The sequence below is a fragment of the Streptococcus sp. AM43-2AT genome (assembly GCF_003603405.1).
Classification (GTDB): Bacteria; Bacillota; Bacilli; order Lactobacillales; family Streptococcaceae; genus Streptococcus; species Streptococcus ilei.
On record NZ_QTND01000004.1, the window covers coordinates 18133 to 34376 of the forward strand.

General features: G+C 42.9%; 10 protein-coding genes. 1 reads left to right on the forward strand and 9 read right to left on the reverse strand.

Features of this window, described 5'->3' with window-relative positions:
• Positions 1-56: 56 nt before the first annotated feature.
• The 6 genes from DW930_RS08380 to DW930_RS08400 form a co-directional block, all read right to left on the reverse strand.
• Positions 57-3617, reverse strand: a complete 3561-nt coding sequence (locus DW930_RS08380; protein WP_123159774.1) for a family 20 glycosylhydrolase — start codon at positions 3615-3617, stop codon at positions 57-59.
• Positions 3618-4241: 624 nt separating this feature from the next.
• On the reverse strand, positions 4242-5483 hold the full coding sequence (locus DW930_RS08385) for an aminopeptidase (protein ID WP_023022163.1): 1242 nt from the start codon (positions 5481-5483) through the stop codon (positions 4242-4244).
• 19 nt (positions 5484-5502) lie between these two features.
• Positions 5503-5652, reverse strand: a complete 150-nt coding sequence (locus tag DW930_RS10470; protein ID WP_023022162.1) for a hypothetical protein — start codon at positions 5650-5652, stop codon at positions 5503-5505.
• A 15-nt stretch (positions 5653-5667) separates the two neighbouring features.
• Entirely contained in the window at positions 5668-6345 is a 678-nt protein-coding gene (locus DW930_RS08390) for a hypothetical protein (RefSeq protein WP_123159775.1), read from the reverse strand.
• A 37-nt stretch (positions 6346-6382) separates the two neighbouring features.
• Positions 6383-6661, reverse strand: a complete 279-nt coding sequence (locus DW930_RS08395) for a type II toxin-antitoxin system YafQ family toxin (protein WP_023022161.1) — start codon at positions 6659-6661, stop codon at positions 6383-6385.
• On the reverse strand, positions 6654-6917 hold the full coding sequence (locus DW930_RS08400) for a type II toxin-antitoxin system RelB/DinJ family antitoxin (RefSeq protein ID WP_023022160.1): 264 nt from the start codon (positions 6915-6917) through the stop codon (positions 6654-6656). Before DW930_RS08400 ends, DW930_RS08395 begins: the two co-directional genes overlap by 8 nt.
• A 191-nt stretch (positions 6918-7108) precedes the next feature.
• Between DW930_RS08400 and DW930_RS08405 the strand changes: the two genes are divergently transcribed.
• The gene (locus tag DW930_RS08405; RefSeq protein WP_123159776.1) at positions 7109-8692 is read left to right on the forward strand and encodes an ABC transporter ATP-binding protein; all 1584 of its coding nucleotides are present in this window, start codon (positions 7109-7111) and stop codon (positions 8690-8692) included.
• 9 nt (positions 8693-8701) lie between these two features.
• Here the strand turns inward: DW930_RS08405 and DW930_RS08410 are convergent, their stop codons facing one another.
• From DW930_RS08410 to DW930_RS08420, 3 genes are all read right to left on the reverse strand, one after another.
• Positions 8702-9565 carry an Rgg/GadR/MutR family transcriptional regulator gene (locus tag DW930_RS08410; RefSeq protein ID WP_123159777.1) on the reverse strand — a complete coding sequence of 288 codons (864 nt, stop codon included), beginning with the start codon at positions 9563-9565 and terminating at the stop codon, positions 8702-8704.
• Positions 9566-9854: 289 nt separating this feature from the next.
• Complete coding sequence (locus tag DW930_RS08415; RefSeq protein ID WP_123159778.1) at positions 9855-14246, reverse strand: PolC-type DNA polymerase III; 4392 nt, start codon at positions 14244-14246, stop codon at positions 9855-9857.
• A gap of 142 nt (positions 14247-14388) precedes the next feature.
• Positions 14389-16239, reverse strand: coding sequence for a proline--tRNA ligase (locus DW930_RS08420; protein WP_123159779.1), 1851 nt, complete (start codon positions 16237-16239; stop codon positions 14389-14391).
• Between the last annotated feature and the right edge of the window lie 5 nt (positions 16240-16244).

Sequence of the window (16244 nt, forward strand, 5' to 3'; positions counted from 1 at the left end):
GTCTTTCCTTTTCCATGTCTGGAAAATAGAAAGACTTAGTTCAATCGGGGGGCTGATTAGTCTTCTTTCCGTCCTTTGATACTCATCCCAGTTGCTCCTAAGATCGCTCCAAGCAAGGCCAAACCTAGGACAGATTCTTGTCCAGTCTCAGGAAGCTGATGACTAGACGGTGTTTGATCTTGCATCGGTGTTAGCTTAGCCTCTTCTACTGTTTTTTGTTCTGAAGCGACTGGAGCTGGTTGAGCGTTCACAAGTGGCTTCACTTCAGGAGTTACTGGTCTTACTTGATGATGACCTCCTTGATCAACTTGAGGTAAGTCTGGTTGAGGACTAGGACGATCCTGTATACCTGGAGTCGGAGTGATTACTTCTGCCTCCTTGGTTCCCACTTCCACAATCTCAGCAACAGCTTCTTTCGATACTTCTGTCCCTAGCACTTGGCGACTTTCATCAAGGGCAGAGACCGCAACAAATTCACGTTGCTGGCCTTTGACACCTGTTTGAACCACTTTTCGTTCACCCTTGGCTAGTTCTGGATTGGTCCGTTCGACAACTTCAAAATCTAGTTCTTTTTCAATGACTTCCAAGCTTGGTTTGTCTTCTACCAAGGCTCTGACATCATTTTCTGCTTGGCTTCCCACTTGGGTGATTGGTTTCAATTGACTGAGAGCTTGAGTTACCTGTTCAACCTGCTCTGCCACTTTTTCTTGATGAGCACGACTGATCTTCCAATTTAACTGATCTAGCACCGTTGCAAGAGCTGAACGAGATTCCTCAGTGTAGATGGAAAGATCGGTTGGAACATTGGCAAGAGCCACACGAAGGGCTGTATAGTCAGCTTTGAAGTAGTCCTTATTGTGGTTGGCAAATGCTTCCATGACCTGGAAGACTTCTTCTTCCTTGTATTCATTAGCTGGTTCATCTGCCCAAATTCCCAACATACTTCCGGACACTGGTAATTTCACATCAGGGTATTTGGTTGAAGCTAATTGTTCAAATGGAACGGTTTCTGAATGTTGAAGAGCTTTATCGAGTGGATAGCTTTGATCTCCTCTGTGGCCCAAAACATAGTACCAGTCCCCGTTTGTATTGAGGAATTTGTAGCCCTTGTCTGCTAGGTACTGTGGTGATGCGAGGTTATAGCCCCACCATCCTTTAGACCAGTAAGAAATCAAGACGTCCTTGTCAAAGGAAACATCATCTTCGTCTCCATAGTAGAAGCCATCGTTAAAGGCCATTGGTTGCAAGCCTTTTTCACGGGCCATGGCTGCCAGACTATTGGAATAGTCCGCAAATTTACCATAAAGCTCATACCATTTGAGGTAGTACCAGCCTTGGGCATTGGTAGCATCATTGGCGTATTCGTCTGTTCCGTAGTTAAAGATCTTAGACTTGCCTTTGAAATAATCCATGTACTTGCCAATGAGGGCCTTGGTGAAATTGACTGCTTTTTCGTTGGTCAGATCCATGGTTGTCTTGGAAACCGTATCAAAGGTCGCTTGCGGATGTTCGATACCTAGTTTTTCCATCGCTACCAAGATAGCATCCATATGACCTGGACTATTGACTGCTGGGATCAAGCCAATTCCTTTAGAAGTCGCATAAGCTAACAATTCGTCCATTTCTGCTTGGGTCAAGGCTTGACCATTTGGATCGTCATAGTAGGCCTTGGTTCCTTCGAGAAGGGCCTGTTTCACGTCATCGCTGGCATAAGTCTTGCCATTGGCTTCCACCGTCATATCATCGAGGACGAAGCGCATGCCATCGTTTCCGACAAGGAGGTGCAAGTCAGAGTACCCTAGCTCACTGGCCTTGTCCACGATTCGTTTCAGCTGATCCAATGAGAAGTATTTGCGTCCTGCGTCAATGGAAATCACCTTGCTCTTAGCTAGTTTTTCAGCAGCTTCCTTGTCTGCCAACTCTTTGGCATAGCTTTCTGTATAGACTAAGGACTCTTGAGCGGCTTTGAGAGAAGCAATTAGTTCCTTAGCTTCTGCTCGAGTCGTCTCTGCTCCTACTCCTTCCAGCGCCTTTTTTGCTGCTGTAAAGGCTACTAGGGATTCCGGTGTGTAGTGGTCCAAATCAGTTGGAGCTTCCGCCAGAGCTTTTTCAACGACTTCAGGATCCGCTACAAAGTAGTCCGCATTCTTATCCGCAAAAGCGTGCATGAGCTTAAAGAGAAGCTCTTTTTTGTAGGTTGCGGATGGCGTATCTGCCCAGGCAGCTACCATTCCACCGATGAAGGGAACCTTAGCCCCATCATTTTTCTGAACGGAATCGATCGCTGATTTAGAAATTCCTTCAAGACCTTGATCAAGATTGTACCAACCTGATCCAGCTTTGTCACGACCGAGGACATAGTACCAAGCATCATTGGTATTCAGAATTTGATGGCCTAGTTCAGACAAAAGCTTGGATGAAGCAACATCATAGCCATTCCAACCACCTGTCCAGTAGGATACAATGATATCCTTATCAAAAGTTCCATAGGAAGTATCGCCATTGTAGTAGATACCATCGTTGAAGGCCATTGGCTTCATCTTGTGTTTTTTCACAATAGCCGCTAGATCATTGGCATATTGGATGAATTTTTCGTATCCTTTGTCTGGATAGCCTTCGTCTGGCCAATACTTGCTGGCTTGAAGGACTTGCCAACCATGGGCATCTGTTGCATCATTGGCATATTCGTCCAAACCAATGTTAAAGATTTCTGTCTTGCCACTGAAATAAGCCGCATACTTGTCCACCAAGGCTTTGGTGAAATCTAGGGCTTTTTGGTTGTCTAAATCAACGGTCCGTTCTGATTTTTTCGTACCAAAGTAATTGAAGTGAGGGTTTTCGATCCCCAATTGCTCCATAGCTGTCAGAATTGCATCCATGTGCCCTGGGCTATTAATCGTTGGAATCACGCCTATATTCTTGGATTTGGCATAAGCCAAAATGTCATCCATTTGAGCCTGAGTCAAGGCTGTTCCATTTGGATCATCATAATAAGCTTTGGTTCCTTTTTCGACTGCTTCCTTCACCGCCTGGCTAGAGTAGGACGTATCTCCTACCTGCAAGGACATATCATCAAGAACAAAGCGCAAACCATCATTTCCAACTAAGAGATGCAAATCGGTATAGCCCGTCTTACTAGCTTCATCAATGATTTCCTTGATTTGATCAGGTGAGAAGTATTTGCGACCGGCATCGATAGAGATGACCTTTTTCTTAGCCAATTTTTCTTCTTGCTCTGGATCTTTAGCTGGTGTTTCAGTCGTTGCTGTTACCGGTTGAGCTGCCACATCAGCTTCTGTGACAGAGATTGCTTCTTCACGAATCAAGCGATCAAGATCGGATGCGCGTAATTCTCGATCAGGTAGGGTCGGTTGACTTTGATCGACGATTGGAGCAGGAACAATTGGTTTTTCTACTGCTGGCTGAGTAGCTTCATCAGTAGTAGAGGGAGGCAAGTCTCCTTCACTTGCTTGCGTCGGAAGAGTCGTTGCAGGATTTTCTGTAACGCTCGGCGTATCTGCTGCTACAACTTGACCACTGGCAAAAAAGCCAACCAGTACCGAAGCAGCTCCTACAGCATACTTGCGAATAGCATAACGTGGTTGATGTGATTTCATCAGGACCTCCTAAATTTTGTTGTTTGTAAACGTTTACTCTCAGTCTATCTAGAAAGCCTGCCCTCGTCAAGGCTTCTTTGAAATGTTCTTTAATTAAGAGAAGAAGCTATAAAATTTTATCCCTATATTTTATTAAAACTAGCGGACACAAGAAAAAGAGCTTGGCTGTTAAAACCAAACTCTTTATTTTTATTCTCAAAAAACAACCGCTCTGAGTGCCTGATTTTTATTTCTTGGCGCAGTGGTTGATTGCTCAAAACACTGTTTTGAGGTAGCGGATAGGGATTGCGAAGCAAGGCCCTTCCTAAGCAACTGGACGGTGGACCTTTTTTGCCCGAGCCTTAAAATCGAGAAGCGAGGAAGAAATCAAACTCTTCGAGTTACCGATTTCTGTCTCTCGGCGCAGTGGTTGATTGGAACTACTCCTACCTACGGTACTCGTACTTCCTAATCAACTGTGCGGGGGCAGGACTACGAAATCGAGACTGCGTTTACCGATTTCTGTCTCTCGGCGCAGTGGTTGATTGGAACTACTCCTACCTACGGTACTCGTACTTCCTAATCAACTGTGCGGGGGCAGGACTACGAAATCGAGACTGCGTCTACCGATTTCTGTCCTGCTCCCTATATTGCCCAATCTCCGTTGCGGAATACTGGGACGCGGGTGCCGTCTTCTCGGATGCCGTCGATATCCATTTGGCTTGAGCCGATCATGAAGTCGACGTGGACATCTGAGCGGTTAAGGCCGGCTGCTTCGAGTTCTTCTTCTGTGAACTCTGCGCCACCTTCTACACTAGTTGCATAGGCTGCTCCGATGGCCAAGTGGTTAGAGGCATTTTCATCAAAGAGTGTGTTAAAGAAGGTAATGCCTGATTGGGAAATTGGGCTTGGGTCTGGTACGAGGGCACATTCACCCAAGGCACGCGCTCCCTTGTTTTTGAAGACCAAATCTTTCATGACTTGATCGCCTTTTTCAGCTGTAATATCTACAATTTCTCCATTTTCAAAGGTCACTTTGATCCCTTCGATGATATTCCCATTGTAGCTAAGCGGTTTTGTAGAAGTTACATAACCTTCTGCGCGACGGAAGTCAGGAGCTGTGAAGACCTCTTCTGTCGGCATATTTGGCAAGAATCCTTCGCCTTGGGCATTAATAGCTCCGGCTGATTCCCAAACGTGGTTTTTCGGTAAACCAAGGGTCAAATCTGTTCCAGGCGCTGTGTAATGAAGGGCTGAGAATTGCTCCTTGTTCAGCATCTCTGCCTTGCTCTTGAGAATAGCAGCATGCTCTTCCCAAGCCTTGACTGGATCTTCTTCGTAAACCCGGCAGGTCTTGAAGATTTGATCCCACAGGAGATCCACTGCTTCTTCATCGCTAGCCGCATTTGGGAAGACCTTCTTCGCCCATTCTAACCCTGCTGCAGCAGCAACTGTCCAGCTGACCTTATTAGACTGAGTGGCGATGCGCATGGGTTTCATGGCCATGCCCAAAGCCTTAGCAGAGGCAGAAAGCTTCTCTGCATCGACACCATTTAAAGCACCTGGGTCAGACGAGCGAACACCCAAGCGACTCGCCTTGTGGTCCAAGAGGTAGTTCATCTCTGCAATCTTGTAGTCAGGTACATTGTCCAAGCGATCCATCGGGGCATGGAGGAATTTTTCCCGATTAGTGAAGTCATCCGCCCATTGGACAATGACTTCGTGCGCCCCCAAGGCATAGGCTTCCTTCACAATCAAGTGGGCTAATTCTCTTTGTTCCACATCGATGTTCAAAGCCAAGGTATGGCCAGGCTGCACGTTAACTCCGTTCGCAACCAACAATTTAGCATATTTTTCTAAGTTTTCTTTAAAATTTGGTAAAACCATTTTTCAATCCTTTTCTATATTAATCCTTTAAGAGTGACAAGAGATTTGCTACCACGACAGTGGAGCAGACCAAGCCAGTGACTTTTAAAATTGTATCGGTATCTAGCTCTAATTGATAGCTAAATGTTTTTTGAGCAGGTTTGTCTTCTGCAAAAATTTTTACTCTCATCGTTCCATTCCTTTCTTAGTCATCCTCCTCACCTAGATAGAGGCGTCTTGCCTCTGGGCTGTTGGTAAGAATATCGATATAGGTTTCATAATCATCGGGCAGGGGCTTTCCCAAAGAGATATCTAGCTCTGGATTCACATTTTTCCCATGGAGAAAGCAGAGATAAAGACGTTCATTGAGCGTCGGAAAGACTTCGATGGACATGAGCTCAGCCTGACCTACCCGCTCCCAATCTTTCTCTTGGATATCTGGTAAGATATAGGCTTGGAAGAGTCCCATTAGAGGATTATCCTCTGGTAGGCCACTTTCCTTATCCGCCTGAACTAAGGAAAGCCGTTGGCCAAAACCAGCTACTTGGCGCTCCCGTCCCTTCACCGAAACCGTAATCGGATGCCCTCCCATATGGCTGTAAATCCATTCTTTAGGTAGCCGATAATCTAACAGAGGCTCAAGATCTTTGACAATCGTTACAGGACTATAGCGTAGAAACTGACGAGTGACTGCTTTACAAAAGAGAATATTCTCCTCTTTCAAGGTCACTCCCTTCCAACTATTTTCCTCCTTAAAATGGTTAAAAAATACCAGATAGGGCTCTCGGACCATTTGCGCTAAGACATAGACGCCATTCCGTAGGCGAATGGAAATGACTTTCCCTGACTTCCAGGGTGTTGCTCTTTTTTTCTTTTCTATCATTAGCCAACCTCAAAACGAGCGAGGATCCTTGAATCCATCAAAACAAATCACTATGACTTCCTGTCCTCAGCAAGTTTAAAATCAATTCATCCTTGTCCACTTTATACACCAAAAGCCAATCCGGCTGGATATGACACTCACGAACACCTTGAAAATGCTTGGAGTTGGTCAGTTGATGGTCACGATATCTGACAGGAAGTTCTTTTTCTTGAATCAGAAAATGCAAGACTTCTTCTAACAAATCTGCTTTCAATCCACGCCTCATTGCCAACTTAAAATCTTTTTTAAACTGTTTATGATAGCGAATCTTAAGCACGCAAGTCCTCCATCAAGTCTGAGACAGATTCAAAAGACCGACTCATATTCCGATTTTGATCTACATCCGTTACTACTTGAAGCAATTTCCGATTATCGTCTATTCTAACATCAAAAGGTAAGCCCTGATATTGAATAGCCTGACGGAGAAAAATGTTGATGGCTGTTGTCATATCCATCCCTAAATGATTAAAAACCTGTTGAGCCTGTTCCTTAACCTCACTATCCAAACGAATACTCATACTCGTCTTAGACATATTCTCACCTTCTTTCTATTGATTATTATAACAAAACATAAGGCTAATGTAAACTCATTGGATATACAATGGATAGCTGTTAGCTAAAATATAGTAAAGAAATAAAATTAATGTCCCAAATATGGGAGATCTCAGCCTGAGTTTTAGTTTTAGAATATAATGTTGCTATCATAGATTAAGAGGTGAAAAATATGAACCAGATTATGAAACAATATAAATTACTATATTTCTTGATTATTTTATTAAGTTTGACAAGTGCTCTTTTAATGACATTCTTCTCTCTTCAATTAGGAAGAATACTTGATAGTATAACTAATTCAAATAGTGGATTACTCTTTCATATCACTATTTGTGTAAGTTTAATTTTACTGTGGTTCTTTATCTCTTGTTCTTATTCCTATCTTAAAAATCAATATGTAAAAAAAGTTATTATAGATCTAAAAAAGGGTCTCTTATTACATTATTTATCGCGTGAATTTAACCAAATTGACAACCGTAACCATTCAGATTTCTTAAATAATATCACCAAAAATAGTGACCTTATTCAAGAAAATTTATTGATTCCTAGAATCTCTCTAATTGCAAATTTAGGGACCCTTATCATGAGTGTTGTTGCCATTATCTATATAGAATGGCGATTAGCATTAGTCTTTCTTTTATTGTCGAGTATAACGATTTTTCTATCTCAAATTCCTGGAAAGTTAATGACTAAAGCAACTAATAATTATTCCCTACAAAATAGTCACTATTTGTCAAAAATGACAAACTTTATTAATGGTTTTGAACAAATTAAGTTATTAAATATTCAAAGCTGGACCCAAGAAAAAATTCAGGGAATCAGTTTAGAATTTGAAGAGTCCAGAAAGACATATCAATTCTTAAAAGACTTAGCTTCAACTACTGGAATTTTACTAAGTTTTGGCTCTCAACTATCCTGTATGGTCGCTGGTATCTTTTTTGTAAGAAATAACTTACTGACTATTGGACTACTAGTAGCAAGTATTCAATTATTAAACGGTGTTTTTGCTCCATTACAATCTATTCTTTACAATAAAAATTTAATCAGCAGTAGCAAGTCCATTATTGATAATATCCAAGAAAATCTATATGAGACAAATCATGGAACTTTCCATAAAACAAGTACAATTGATTGTGATAACATTTCGACTATTTCTATTAGCCAATTATATTATGAAATTGAAAATAGAATATTATTTGATCATTTTTCCTATGAATTTAAAAAAGGCAAGCGCTATGCCATTATCGGTGCTTCAGGAACTGGGAAAACAACTTTAGTAAAATTAATACTAAATTATTATCCAAAAAATCTTTATGATGGAGAAATAAAAATCAACGGAAAACAGAATATTGATATTCCCTCAGAGGAGTTATATAAAGATATTGCGTTTGTGCAAAAAAATGACTTTCTAATTGAAGGCAATATTCTAGAGAATATCAAATTGGCTAGAAACCTTCATTTAACTGAAAAATTAAGAAAATCCTTAGGTTTTAATGAAGACTTCCTTCGTAAAAACCTAGCTCAATCAAACAAAATCATTTCAGAAGGAGAAAAGCAACGAATTGATTTAGCTAGGTTTTTAGTCAAAACATATTCAGTTTATATATTTGACGAACCTACAAGTAACCTTGATCCAATAAAAGCAAAAGAAATAATGGACTACATTCTATCCATTAAAGATGCAATTGTTATTGTCATTACTCATGATCAAAATCCAGAAATATTGGAAGAGTTTGATCACGTTATTACCTTATAGATAAATGGCCTAGTCTACTAAATGAATGATGTGTTTCTCAAAGTATTGTTTGTAATTTTTGTAGATTGTTTTATTGAAGAGTTCGAAAATTTTTAAAGCTTCTTTGATTTTTAAAAGTGATTTTTGATTATGATAGAATTTCAGTTCCAAATATCCATCTAAATATAGCAAAATAGTTTGTTCAAAAAAATCTGTGGAATCCGCTAATATATTCTTCGTAGCCTGTTTTAAAAATAAAGATTCCTCATATAAGTCGTTCTCAATCATTATAATCAAAGAATTGAGAAGTAGTTGAATGAGAGATTGTCTATTTCTAGGTATAGGACTATACAACTTCCCTTTTTTGAGCGCCTCTTTGGCATATCTAAATAATAAATCTGGAGATAGAACACGACAGCAATTTCCAAGGATGAGCGTTTCGTAATAACCCCAGTTTTCAACGGAAAATAAATAGTTTGTAAGATAAGAGGCGTCTTGACGACTCAATTGATGATTCTTATCCATTCCCGAAACAATACTTTCGATGAAAATAGCATTTAATTTATGGTAATGAGAATTTGTCTCATGAAAAAGTTCTATTTCTTTCTCTACCATATCTAGTAATGCTTGAGCATCTTCATTATATGCGGCCTGTTTAACAGAAGCTATTAAGGTATTAAAATCCGAAGGTTGATAATGATTACAGATAAGCAGAAATTCTTCTAGTGTTACTCCTATTCTTTCAAGAAGATACAATAACTTAAAGACAGAAATCTCTGTTTCTCCTAATTCAAATCTAGATATTTGAGATTTTGAAATTTCAGCACCTGCTAATGAAGAAATAGAAATCCCCTTTTCTTCTCTTATTTTCCTATAAGTTTCACCTAAAATCATACTTATCTCCATTCCATATCGAAAAGTTATTAAGGTATAGCAAACACTACTTCCATTAAGCTTACTCTTGTTTGAGAGTATCATTATTAGTAATTTATAGCAATCATTTTTGATAATTTCAATATATAACTTCCTAAAGTTTTAGTCTTTGGATAAAAACTTACTTATACTCTATCATATCTAAAAACCAGTAGAAATGAAAATCATAAAAAATCATCTCTACTGGTTTTACTGTTAAGTCTTAATTAGATGAAACTTAGTCGGCTTATTTGAACAAGTTGACTTTAAATTAGAACAAATCATCAAAGAGGCTCAACTGGTTATCCTCTGGCATATTGCCAAGGATTCCCATCTCGTCCATCTTTTCCACCAGGGTTGAGGAGACGCCGCCACGTTTGCGCAACTCTGTTTTAGATAGGAATTCTCCTTCTTTGCGAGCTCGTACAATCTGCTTGGCGACGTTTTCTCCCAATCCATCCATGGCGACAAATGGTGGGATAAGGGTGTCTCCATCGATCAAGAATTCCGTCGCATCACTACGATAGAGATCTAGCTTGCCAAACTTGAAACCTCGCTCCCACATCTCATTGACAATTTCAAGCGTCGTGTAAAGGTCAATTTCTACGTTGGAAGCTTCGTTGTTCTTGCGTTTTTCAGCAATCTCCTTCATCCGCGCTTTCACGGCTTCTAGGCCTGCACCCATAGTCTTGATATCAAAGGCCTTGGCACGGATTGAGAAGTAAGCACAGTAATAGTAGAGCGGATGATGAACCTTAAAGTAAGCCACCCGCAAGGCCATCATAACGTAGGCTGCCGCATGGGCTTTAGGAAACATATACTTGATTTTTCCACAAGACTCGATGTACCATTCTGGGACGTTGTTAGCCTTCATGGCCTCGATATAGCCATTGCGCTCTTCTTCAGGAATCTTGAGCCACATGCCTTTCCGCACCCGCTCCATGATGGTAAAGGCCATTTTTGGATCTAGGCCAGCGTGCATGAGGTAAACCATGATATCGTCCCGACAGCCGATAACGGTCGATAGGTCGGCAATTCCCGCCTTGATCAAGTCTTGGGCATTTCCCAACCACACGTCGGTACCGTGAGACAGCCCTGACAGCTGAAGCAACTCGGCAAAGGTGGTTGGATGGGTCTCATCCACCATTCCCCGAACAAAGTTGGTCCCAAACTCTGGGATTCCCAGCATACCGGTTGAGGTACCGATTTGCTCCGGTGTGACTCCTAAGATATCGGTTCCTGAGAAGAGAGCCATGACACCAGGATCATCCATAGGAATATCGTTTGGATCAATGCCTGACAAGTCCTGAAGTTTGCGAATCATGGTCGGATCATCGTGTCCCAGGACATCGAGCTTGAGAACGTTCTCATCGATATCGTGGAAGTTAAAGTGAGTGGTTTGCCATTCGGCTGTCACATCATCTGCTGGATACTGAACAGGGGTGAAGTCATAGACATCCATGTAGTTAGGAATAACAACGATTCCCCCTGGGTGCTGACCGGTCGTCCGTTTGACTCCAGCAGCACCTTGGGCCAGACGTTCTACCTCTGCATCTCGGTAGTACTTGCCATAGTCCCGCTCATAGCCTTTAACAAACCCATAGGCCGTCTTGGCCGCAACCGTACCTACTGTTCCTGCCCGGAAGGCATATTCTTCCCCAAAGATATGGCGAACATCCAAGTGGGCACTCGGCTGGTCTTCCCCTGAGAAGTTCAAATCAATATCGGGTACCTTGTCCCCATCAAAACCAAGGAAGGTCTCAAACGGAATGTCTTGGCCGTTTTTGCTGAGTTGGTGACCACAGTTTGGACAGTCCTTATTGGGCATATCAAATCCTGAACCATAAGAACCATCCGTGATAAACTCACTGTATTTACACTCCCCGCAGACATAGTGAGGAGAGAGCGGATTAACCTCGGTAATCCCGATCATGGTCGCAACGAAACTGGATCCAACAGATCCCCGGGAACCAACCAAGTAGCCCCGTTCATTGGAACGGTGCACCAAGAGTTGGGAAGCCAGATAGATCACGGCGAAGCCATTCCCCAGGATAGAGGTTAATTCTTTTTCAATCCGTAAATCAACAATATCAGGTAGCGGATTGCCATAGATTTCAAAGGCCTTCTGATAGGTCAATTCGGCAACCGTTTCTTCGGCCTTGTCGATAAATGGGGTATAGAGGTCCCCCTTAACCACTTCGACAGGTTCAAAGATTTCTGCCAGAGCATTGGTGTTTTCAATGACCAGTTTTCGTGCTAAGTCTTCCCCTAGAAAAGCAAATTCATCCAGCATTTCATTGGTTGTACGGAAATGGGCTTTTGGTAGGGGTGCAGGTTGGGCGTTTTCTCCATGACCGATGGTCCGGTTAATCATGGCCCCTTGCCCAAGACTGCGGACAATGATTTCTCGATAAATCTCATCCTCGGGCTCAAGGTAGTGGACATTTCCTGTCGCGAGGACTGGCTTGCCAAGGCGATCTCCCACCTCAATCAAGCTCTTGATGATAGTCTGGAGCTCGTCCATGTCTTTGACCTGCTCTTTAGCAATGAGGGGCGCATAGATGGCTGGAGGCATGACCTCAATAAAGTCATAATACTTGGCCACTTCCACTGCCGCATCAACTCCTTGAGAGACGACCGCGTCAAAGACTTCTCCTTCAGAACAAGCCGTTCCCAGGATTAAACCTTCCCGGTGGGCATCTAAAACTGTTCGCGGAATCCGAGGAACTCCCTCAAAATATTGGGTATTGGAAAGGGAGACCAATTTGAACATGTTTTTCAAGCCCGTCTGGTTCTTGACATAGATGGTTGCGTGTTTGACCCGAGCCTTTTTGTAGGAATCCGGACTAATCAAATCCAAATTCAGCTTGGCAAGATTAGTCACGCCATGCTTTTCTGCTACATCCTTGATAAAGATAAAGAGCAAGCGACCCGTCGCTTCTGCATCATAGTTGGCCATGTGGTGGTGTTCCAAGGCAACCCCAAACCGCTTGGTCAAGGGGCCCAAACCATGACGCTTGTACTCTGGATAAAGGTTCCGAGCAAACTCTAACGTATCAATTACTGGCTGGGTGATTTTGGGAAGGCCATGACGCTCATAGTTGGCATTCATGAAGCCCACGTCAAAAGTGGCATTGTGGGCAACCAAAACCGCATCCTTGCAGAATTCCTGGAACTCCTCCAAGACCTGTTTCAAAGGTTTGGCATTGCGAACATGGTCATCGGTAATGCCTGTCAGATCCGTTGTAAAGGCGGAAATGGGGTGCCCTGGATTGATAAACTCATCAAATTCAGCAATGATATTGCCCTTGTGCATTTTAGACGCGGCAACCTGAATCAGATCATTGTAAATTGCTGAGAGTCCTGTCGTTTCCACGTCAAAAACCACATAGGTCGCTTCATGAAGGTCTAGATCGACTTCATTGTAGGTAATCGGTACACGGTCTTCAACGATATTGGCTTCCATCCCATAGATGAGTTGGATACCAGCTTTTTTAGCTGCCTTGTAACCATGAGGGAAGGACTGCACATTGCCATGATCGGTAATAGCAACTGCCTTGTGGCCCCATTTGGCTGCTTTTGCGACCAACTCCTCTACCTCAGGTAGGGCATCCATGGTCGACATATTGGTATGGGCATGGAACTCGACCCGACGCTCGCCTTCTGGCATCAGATCCTTACGCTCATAGTGGACCACTTCTTGAACATCTTGAACATTCATAGTCAAATCTCGTGTAAAGCTATTGACCTCGATATTCCCACGAACCCGTAACCAAGAGTTTTTCTTGATCATATCAAACTTCTGAGCTTCTTCTTCATTTTTAGCCCATTTCTGGAGCGAAAAACTGGAGGTATAGTCGGTCATCTTGAAATTGATCAAGACTCGACCTGTCCGAGTTACCTTTTGCTCGACATCAAAGACTACCCCTTCAAAAACGATGCGGTTCTCTTCTGTCGTGATATCAATCATAGGAGTGATCTCTGCCTTATCCAGCTTAGGCTTGGCCGCAGCCTTTTTGGCTTTGAAATCAAAGGCTGGTTTTTCCTCTGCTGGTGGAGGAGCCATTTGAGACAAGGACTCCATAGCCCGCAAAGTTTCTTCGTTGGCTGCTTGGAAGATTTGATCCTTCTCAGCTTCGAAGGCCTGTTGGAGTTCTTCTGTCAACTGGTCATCAGCTTCTACCCGACACTGAAAATGAGGAAAACCAAACTTGGTCAATTGACTAGCAAGATTTGGCAGATGGTTTTTCCGGTGATGCTCCGTATCCACAGATGAAGGGCCACTAATGATCAGCTCTTCTCCCTGTGCACGAACCTGCAAGTGTTGATACATGCTCTTAAAGCCCTGGCTCGCACAGGGACCATCTTCAAAAGCTTCCTGGTAATAGGCTTGCAAGAGCTCCTCACTAAAAGTTGGATTCTTTACCTGAATCTCAAACACCGCTCGATTGCCTGTCTTTGAAAACTCCTCAGCCAAGCGGTTTTTGAGCTCCCGAAAAATCGTGATGGGAAGAATTTCGGCAAAAACAAAACGAAATTCCCAAACACGACTGAGCTTATGGACGATGACCTCTTGGATTTCAGCCCCTTCAAAAGCGCCTGATTCACGCATTTCCAAAGGCATCCCTAACTGATTCATTAAAATTTCAAAGCTAGTTGACATGATTTCTCCCTGACGAATTACTAGCCTTTATTTTATCATATTTCGCCTAACTTTTCGACTGTCAGAAGGTCCTTTCGTCTAGCTGGCTCAGCTTACAAAAAAGAAGGCTAGGGTGTTGAGCATCCTAGCCTTCTACTATTGCTTATTTATTTAAAATTGAAAGGGTTTCAAGCAGGTTGTCTGCATGCACTTCAATCGTGTCTCCTGAAGCTTTGATTTTCACTTCTACGATACCGTCAGCTGCTTTCTTCCCAACAGTGATGCGGATTGGCAAACCAATCAAGTCACTATCGCTAAATTTAACACCTGCACGTTCGTTACGGTCATCCACCAAGACTTCGTAGCCAGCCTTGACCAATTGGTCTTCGATCTTGCTAGTCAATTCAAGAGAGGCTTCGTCTTTGACATTTACTGGAATCAAATGCACATCAAACGGCGCCAATTCTTTAGGGAAGTTGATTCCCCAAGCGTAACGGTATTCACCTTTTGGTGTCTTATTAACGAAGAGGCGAGCGTGTTGTTCCATGACTGCTGAAAGGAGACGACTCACACCGATACCATAGCAGCCCATGATGATTGGCACAGCACGGCCATTTTCATCCAAGACATCTGCACCCATACTTGCTGAGTAGCGAGTACCAAGTTTGAAGATGTGACCAATCTCGATCCCACGCGCAAAGTTGAGAACACCTTGTCCATCTGGAGAGATTTCACCCTCACGCACTTCACGGATATCCACATATTCGGCAGTAAAGTCACGGCCTGGATTCACACCCGTCAAGTGGTAAACATCTTGGTTAGCACCCACAACAGCATTGCGGCTATCTTGCACTTTGCGATCTGCAATAATTTTGACAGTTTCTGGAAGATTGACTGGACCAAGAGAACCAAAGTCAGCTCCCAACAATTCTTTCACTTCTGCCTCAGTTGCAGGTTCCAAGAAGTCTGCTCCAAGGTGGTTTTTCAACTTGACTTCATTGAGTTGGTCGTTGCCAACCAGTAGAGCTACAACTGGCTCTTGATCTGCGATATAAACCAAGGTCTTGATGGTTTGTTCTTCAGAGATGTTCAAGAATGCTGCGACTTCATCAATTGATTTGACACCTGGTGTTTCCACGCGAGTCACCTCTTCTTCCGTCACAACGCGGTTGCTTGGTTTGTAGGCGTTGGTTGCCATTTCCAAGTTGGCCGCATAGCTTGACTCACTTGAGTAGGCAATGGTATCTTCACCAGAAACCATCCATTTGAGCAATTCTGCCTTGATTTCTTCTTGCACTTCTGCAGGAATCTCGTCAAATGATGCAACAGACTTGTCTAACACCACCCAACGGTCAAGGTCTGTACGAGAAGGAGTAATGGCCATAAATTCTTGGCTATCCTTACCACCCATGGCTCCACCGTCACCGATGATGGCTTTGAAGTCCAAACCACTGCGAGTGAAGATACGCTCATAGGCTGCCTTGTACTCATCATAGGTCACATCCAAGCTATCATAGTTAGCGTGGAAGCTGTAACCATCTTTCATGATGAACTCACGAGTACGAAGAAGTCCATTACGAGGACGTTTTTCATCACGGTACTTGGGTTGGATTTGGTAGAGATTCAGTGGCAACTGCTTGTAAGACTTAACAGAATCACGGACAATAGCTGTGAAAGTTTCTTCGTGAGTTGGCCCCAAGATAAAATCTGACTTCTCACGATTTTTCAATTTGTACAAGTCTTCCCCATAAGTTTCATAACGGCCAGATTCGCGCCAAAGGTCAGCGCTGAGAAGGGCCGGAGCCAACATCTCAACGGCACCAATCTTATCAAATTCCTGACGCATGATCTTCTTAGCTTTTTCGATTACACGGTTGGCAAGTGGTAGGTAAGAGTAGACACCTGCTGATACTTGACGAACATAACCAGCACGGAGCATCAAAGCGTGGCTGATGACCTGCGCATCACTTGGCATTTCGCGAAGTGTTGGAATAAGCATTTTACTTTGTTTCATTCAGA